Source organism: Pandoraea sp. 64-18, from assembly GCF_001899225.1.
GTDB lineage: Bacteria > Pseudomonadota > Gammaproteobacteria > Burkholderiales > Burkholderiaceae > Pandoraea > Pandoraea cepalis.
The window spans coordinates 44,532-51,204 of sequence record NZ_MKVU01000014.1 but is presented as its reverse complement, the minus strand read 5'-3'; the positions used below and the strand labels follow the sequence as shown (position 1 = coordinate 51,204).

General features: G+C 60.4%; 5 protein-coding genes. 3 read left to right on the top strand and 2 right to left on the bottom strand.

Annotated features, from left to right (window positions below; genetic code table 11):
* On the bottom strand, nucleotides 1-1,729 hold a 1,729-nt coding region (gene oxc / locus BGP02_RS13255), incomplete at its 3' end, for an oxalyl-CoA decarboxylase (RefSeq protein ID WP_286798689.1).
* A 191-nt stretch (nucleotides 1,730-1,920) separates the two neighbouring features.
* On the bottom strand, nucleotides 1,921-3,264 hold the full coding sequence (oxlT, locus tag BGP02_RS13250) for an oxalate/formate MFS antiporter (protein WP_017231697.1): 1,344 nt from the start codon (nucleotides 3,262-3,264) through the stop codon (nucleotides 1,921-1,923).
* 741 nt (nucleotides 3,265-4,005) lie between these two features.
* Here oxlT and BGP02_RS13245 point away from each other — a divergent pair.
* The 3 genes from BGP02_RS13245 to BGP02_RS13235 all read left to right on the top strand — a co-directional run bounded on the left by BGP02_RS13245 (nucleotide 4,006) and on the right by BGP02_RS13235 (nucleotide 6,547).
* Nucleotides 4,006-5,019, top strand: a complete 1,014-nt coding sequence (locus tag BGP02_RS13245) for a 2-dehydropantoate 2-reductase (RefSeq protein ID WP_017231698.1) — start codon at nucleotides 4,006-4,008, stop codon at nucleotides 5,017-5,019.
* A gap of 566 nt (nucleotides 5,020-5,585) precedes the next feature.
* Nucleotides 5,586-5,804 (top strand): hypothetical protein, encoded by a 219-nt coding sequence (locus tag BGP02_RS13240; protein ID WP_017231699.1) that lies wholly within the window; start codon nucleotides 5,586-5,588, stop codon nucleotides 5,802-5,804.
* A gap of 29 nt (nucleotides 5,805-5,833) precedes the next feature.
* Nucleotides 5,834-6,547, top strand: coding sequence for a GntR family transcriptional regulator (locus tag BGP02_RS13235; RefSeq protein WP_017231700.1), 714 nt, complete (start codon nucleotides 5,834-5,836; stop codon nucleotides 6,545-6,547).
* The last annotated feature ends 126 nt before the right edge of the window (nucleotides 6,548-6,673 follow it).

Here is a 6,673-nt window from a genome sequence, read left to right as displayed (position 1 = left end):
CCGCTTCGTCGATGACGGCGTTAATCAGCGCCGGTTTGCCTGCTGCGATGGACGCCTGCAGCGCCTTCGTCAGTTCTTCCGGCGTGGTGACGTGGTAGCCGATGCCACCGAACGCTTCGATCATCTTGTCGTAGCGCGCGCCCTTGACGAACACCGTCGGTGCCACGTCCTTGCCGCCCGTCGGATTGACGTCGGTGCCGCGATACACACCGTTGTTGTTGAAGATGATGGTGGTGACCGGCAGCTCGTAACGGCAGATGGTTTCGAGTTCCATGCCGCTGAAGCCGAATGCGCTGTCGCCTTCGATGGCCACGACCGGCTGACCGCTGGTGACGGCCGCGCCGATGGCGAAGCCCATGCCGATGCCCATCACGCCCCACGTACCCGAGTCGAAGCGCTTGCGCGGCTGGTACTGGTCGATGATGGCGCGCGCGTAGTCGAGCGTGTTCGCACCTTCGTTGACGAGGTTGATGTCCGGATGCTGCTTGAGCACATCGCGAATCGCGCCCAGCGCGCTGTGGAAGTTCATCGGCGACGGATTCTGCGCCAGCGTTGCCGCCATCTTCGCCAGGTTCTTGCTCCTGCGCTCGGCGATGGCGCCGGTCCATTCGGTCGACGGCTTGCCGAAGTTGGCATCCACACCGGCGAGCAGTGCCGACACGCACGAGCCGATGTCACCGATCACCGGGGCCGCGATGGCCACGTTGCTGTCGATTTCCGTCGGCGAGATGTCGATCTGCACGAACTTCTTCGGGGCGGCGCCCCACGTCTTGCCCTTGCCGTGCGCGAGCAGCCAGTTCAGGCGAGCGCCGATCAGCACGACAACGTCGGCCTCCTGCAGCACGAACGAACGTGCGGCCGCGGCCGATTGCTCATGCGTGTCGGGCAGCAGCCCCTTGGCCATCGACATCGGCAGGTAGGGAATGCCGGTCTTCTCGATGAGGGCGCGAATGTCGGCGTCGGCTTGTGCGTACGAAGCGCCCTTGCCGAGCAAGATCAGCGGACGCTTGGCGCCCTTGATGACGTCGAGCGCGCGCTGGACGGCATCCGGTGCCGGGATCTGACGCGGTGCGGCGTCGATCACGCGAATCAGGGAGTCTTTCGCCTTCTGTGCGTCGATGGTCTGGGCCAGCAGCTTGGCCGGCAAATCCAGGTAGACGCCGCCCGGGCGGCCCGACACGGCGGCGCGAATGGCGCGGGCCAGGCCGACGCCGATGTCTTCGGCGTGCAGCACGCGGTAGGCCGCCTTGCAATACGGCTTGGCCGCATTGAGCTGGTCCATCTCTTCGTAATCGCCCTGCTGCAGGTCGACGATCTCACGCTCGCTCGAACCGCTGATCAGGATCATCGGGAAGCAGTTGGTGGTCGCGTTGGCGAGGGCGGTCAGGCCATTCAGGAAGCCGGGGGCCGACACGGTCAGGCAGATGCCCGGCTTTTGCGTCATGTAGCCGGCGATGGCTGCGGCATGCCCGGCATGCTGTTCGTGGCGGAAGCCGATGAAACGCATGCCTTCGGCTTGCGCGAGTCGAGCCAGATCGGTGATGGGAATCCCCACCAGACCGAAGATGGTGTCGATGTCGTTCGCTTTCAGGGCGTCAATGATCAGATGGAAGCCATCAGTCGTTGCTGCCTCGGACACGATGTTCGCGTGTCGGCTGGTGTCATTGAGCGTGTTGCCCGCGGTGTCGTTTTCCGCTTTGCCGACTGGCACGGTCATCGCAATGGACATAATTCTCTCCTCCAATTTTTCCGGTTTCAGTGTTGCGTCGTCTTGTCTGACGATTAATGGGTATTCCCAAACTGCTGCGCTACTTGCTCACCCGGCCGTGCAACCGGCCCCACAAGGGCACGGATTGCACGCCGGTCAAACATCTCTTCAATCCAGCCGCTCTGGCGGCGTCTTCATATCGTCAGTTCACGTTACGTGGTACTGCGCGATAGATCCGCCTGCACGACCGGCTCGCTGGCTTGCGCCTTGTAGTCACTGGCGTAACGCTGTGCCAGACGGGCACGCATCGGCTTGAGGACGAACAAGGCGAGGAAGGCAGCGAAGGCGTTCATGGCGCAAGCGATCATGAACACGGCCTGCCAACTGCCGGTCGACGTGGTGATGATGCTCGAGAAGGGCACCAGCAACGCGGCGGTCCCCTTCGCGGTGTAGAGCATCCCCGCGTTGGTGGCGGCGTACTTCGAGCCATACGTGTCGGCACAGGTCGCCGGGAACAGGCTGTAGATCTCCCCCCACGCGAAGAACACCAGTCCCGTCAGAATCACGAAGGCCACCGGATGCTGGCCGAACTTGGCCAAGGCATAAATCCCGACGGCTTCCATCGCGAAGGCGATGAACATCGTGTTTTCGCGACCGATCTTGTCGGATATCCAGCCGAACACCGGACGCGTCACCCCATTGAGCACACGGTCGATAGCCAGTGCGAAGGTGAGTGCGGGCAGCGTCAGACCGAGGATCGACACCGGCGCCTGATCGAGACCGTAGTCCTTGGCGATCGGACCGAGCTGTGCCGTCGCCATCAAACCGCCGGCGGCCATCAGCACGAACATCAGATACATCATCCAGAACACCGGCGAGCGCATCACTTCCGTCGGCTTGGCGTTGTAGCGCATGGCACCCGGGGCCAACTTCTTGAGTGCCTCGATCGATGCCGGCGGGTTGCAGAGCGCCAGACCCAGCAGCAGCACGATGATCCCCTGGCCCAGACCGAAGGTCAGGAAGGTGTTTTCGTAGCCGCTCGACTTGATCATGTTGGCAATCGGCACCACCGTCAGTGCAGAACCCGCGCCGAAACCCGCGGCGGTCAAGCCCGCAGCCAAGCCGCGGCGATCCGGGAACCACTTCAACGCATTACCCACGCAGGTGCCATATACCGCACCGGCGCCCACCCCGCCCACAGCCGCCGCGAAATACAGCATCGGCAGCGAAGAGGCATGGGCATTCAACACCCAGGCGACACCGCACAACAGTCCGCCCCCGACCACCACCGGGCGCGGGCCGAACTTGTCGACCAGATACCCTTCGATCGGCACCAACCAGGTTTCGGTCACAACAAAAATCGTGAACGCCACCTGAATGGCCGTACGGCCCCAGTGATACTTCTCATCGATCGGGTTGACGAACAGCGTCCACCCGTACTGCAAGTTGGCGATCATCGCCATGCAAATCACGCCGAACACGAGCTGAACCCAAGGGCTCGCGAACACGGATTGCTTACCGTGTTGATTAGTCGTCTCCACTTGTACCTCCTCCATCGGTTTCCAGTTGTTTGGCAGCTTCACAACAACAACACCTTCCGGATGGGGTCTGTGCCCCCTGGGTATGCTTTACGAGGTCTTCGCCTCGTCGACTTGTCTCTGATGCTTACGGGGTCCATTGCATTTCCCGTAAATATACCGAACGAAATATACGATATATCAGATATAAGTCAACACTAATTTATTGCGATCCTCGTCGTCCGCTTCGTGTACCGCAGTCGTTTTCGTCCATTGCAGCGAAAACCATTCCGGCCCACGAGGCACTGTTCTAAGTGGCGGCTAGATACAGTAACGCCACTGTAGGCCCGAGCGACGCAACAACGCAATGCGAAAATACTAAGGAGTTAACCTGATCAGAGAGGCTTGCCCAATAAGGCACTCCGCCTTTTTATATCGGCCTCCTTGGCAATTTTTAAAACCAGCACAAGACGATATTTTCGATAGTTTTTCTCACAAGAAGCCCTCTTTCGGCATTCTCGCGAATCTCTTGTAATACACCGTAATAATTCACCTAAGGAATGCACAACGCGTTTTCCAGGCCCGCTTCTCATGCCGGATGCGCTCACACATCCGGACGCCGGTTTTGGGTGCGTCTGCGGGGAAACCATGACGGGAATTGCCCCCAGAAGGCTTGGCGCCCCGGATCTTGTGATATACGATATACAACATTTGGTATTAGAAGAATAAATGGCCAGTACCAGGCCCAGATTTCGATTCACCTTTGGAGGGAGAGACTTCATGAAGATTTGCATCTATGGCGCCGGTGCCATCGGTGGCTATCTCGGCGTGCAACTCGCACACGCCGGAGCCGATGTCAGTCTAGTGGCCCGTGGCCCGCATCTGGCCGCCATGCGCGAGCACGGACTCAAGCTGCTGATCGATGGCGAGGAACGCGTCGCCCAGCTGCGTTGCACGGACGATCCGCGTGAACTCGGTCCGCAGGATTACGTGATCATCGCGCTGAAGGCGCATTCGGTCCCCGCGGTACTGGACGCGATGCAGCCCCTGATCGGTCCGAATACGGCGGTCGTCACGGCCGTGAACGGCATCCCCTACTGGTACTTCTATAAGCACGGCGGCGCGCTTGAAGGCACGACGCTCGAGAGCATCGACCCGGGCGGCCGTCAGTGGCGTCAGCTCGGCCCCGAGCGCGCCATCGGCTGCGTGGTCTATCCGGCTACTGAAGTGGTGGCCCCCGGCGTGATCCAGCACGTCTACGGGAACAAGTTCCCGTTGGGCGAAGCCAGCGGCGAGCGTACCGAGCGTGTGGAGAAGCTCTCGCAGTTGATGACCGCCGGTGGACTCGACGCGCCGATTCGCGAGAATATCCGCGACGAAATCTGGCTCAAGCTCTGGGGCAACCTCTGCTTCAACCCGATTTCGGCACTCACGCACGGCACGCTCGATATCATCGCGAGCGATCCGGGCACGCGCGCCATTGCGCGCGCCATGATGCTCGAGGCCAAGGCGATCGGCGACAAGTTCGGCGTGCATTTCCGCGTCGACGTGGAGCGTCGCATCAACGGTGCGGGTGCCGTTGGCGCCCACAAGACGTCGATGCTCCAGGATCTGGAGCGTGGCCGCGCGATGGAAATCGATCCGCTCGTCTCGGTGGTGCAAGAGATGGGACGCCTCGCCAACGTGCCGACACCGACGCTCGACGTGGTGTTGGCGCTGATCAAACAGCGTGAGTTCATGACGCAGCCCGATGCCGTCGAAGCCGCACAAGCGCGTCTGGCCAAAGCGGCCTGAGCCGAACGTTGTTTTCATGAAACACCCCTCGCGGGACTGACAGGACTGTCCCGCGAGAATGAGCCCCTCTATATATAGAAAGGCGGCGTACGCAAGCGAGGGCAGGAATGGGTTCATCACCCCGCCCTGCCGTCGTTCGAGTGGGCCGCCACCGAATCGCCGGCCGCGGACGATTTTTCACCGACAACCCGCGACCCGCCGCGCCGAACCACGCCATTGCCGATGTGGTTTCGCGGCAACGCAATAATTCGCCTTTGCACCACGTTCAGAGCACTTCGGGTTCTCCCTGAAACCACGCGCGCCAGGGGCGTCCCGAAATCCGCACCAATGCAAGCCTGACGGACCACCCAGGAGGTTCACCGCCACCCTCGACCCACAGAACAAAATCGGAAAAAAAGACAAATCCGGGCAGTCAAGCATCGCAACGACACAGGCAACGTCCCGAAAAACGATAAATATTGGTATTTGGTATGTGGTATATCTTGAGACTTGTTGCAGCGCGACATACAATGCAAAGCAAGTTCTCCCCCACATTTCATTCGTCAACTTTTATCAGGAGTATCACCATGTTCGTCGCTGCGCTGACTTTGCTTGCCCTTGCTTCCGCCCTTGCCACCGGTGTTGCGATGGTTCACCTCTTCGTCGCCCTGCCGGCCTCGATGCTCGAAAAGGCCGAAAAGAACGGCCGCTTCGCCTACCTGGCGGAAACCACGCAGGCAAATGAATCGGGTAAACTCGTCACAAAGCCGGCAACCATCGTGGGGCAGCAAGCATTGCGCCTCTGAAGGGGCCGTAATACCTAGGAGACTATTGCATGTCCCTGATCACCCCAACTCCGGCGCGCGTGACTCCGCTCGCGCTGGAGCCGATCGACACCACCACGAGTTTTCGCAATCAGGCGTATGCGCTGCTGAAAAAAGCCATCGCCGATGCCGACATTTATAACCAGAAGGAAGAAATTCGCCTGGACGAGCGTCAGCTCATCCAGGTGCTTGGCGTTTCGCGCACACCGATTCGCGAAGCCATGACCTTGCTGGAACAGGAAGGTTTTCTGCGGACGGTGCCGCGCCGGGGCATCTTCATCATCCGCAAGACCAAGCGCGAAATCGTCGAGATGATTCAGATGTGGGCAGCGCTCGAAGGGATGTCCGCGCGTCTGGCGACATTGCACGCAACCGACGAGGACATCGTCAGGCTCCGTCATCTGTTCGACGAGTTCGTCAACGCGCCGCCGACGGATCATATCGAAGAGTATTCAGACGCGAACATCGACTTCCATCAGGCGCTGATCAATCTTGGCGGCTCGCAAGCCATCGCCAATACGATCAAGAACCTGTTCATCCACGTGCGCGCCATCCGTAAGGTGACGATCGCTCAGAACGACCGAGCCGCCCGCTCGATTGTCGATCACCTGAAGATCATTACCGCCCTCGAGAAGCGCGACACGGAACTCGCCGAGAAGCTCGCGCGCGACCATACCCTGGGTCTGGCCGCCTTCGTCGAAGAGCATTGCGACTTCCTCGAATAACGCGCTACTACCGCTGCATCGCGCCCGGCAACGGACGCAAGCCGAACAAAAGCCAGTGACATCGGTATGTCGCTGGCTTTTTTCTTTTGCCCCCGCCCTTTCGCGTTCCCGCCCACGTCCCGCGTC

Excerpts from the sequence above, each read along its gene's own strand:
- BGP02_RS13235 (WP_017231700.1), top strand. The coding sequence starts at position 5,834 with ATGTCCCTGATCACCCCAACTCCGGCGCGCGTGACTCCGCTCGCGCTG.
- BGP02_RS13245 (WP_017231698.1), top strand. The coding sequence starts at position 4,006 with ATGAAGATTTGCATCTATGGCGCCGGTGCCATCGGTGGCTATCTCGGC.
- oxlT (WP_017231697.1), bottom strand. The coding sequence starts at position 3,264 with ATGGAGGAGGTACAAGTGGAGACGACTAATCAACACGGTAAGCAATCC.
- BGP02_RS13240 (WP_017231699.1), top strand. The coding sequence starts at position 5,586 with ATGTTCGTCGCTGCGCTGACTTTGCTTGCCCTTGCTTCCGCCCTTGCC.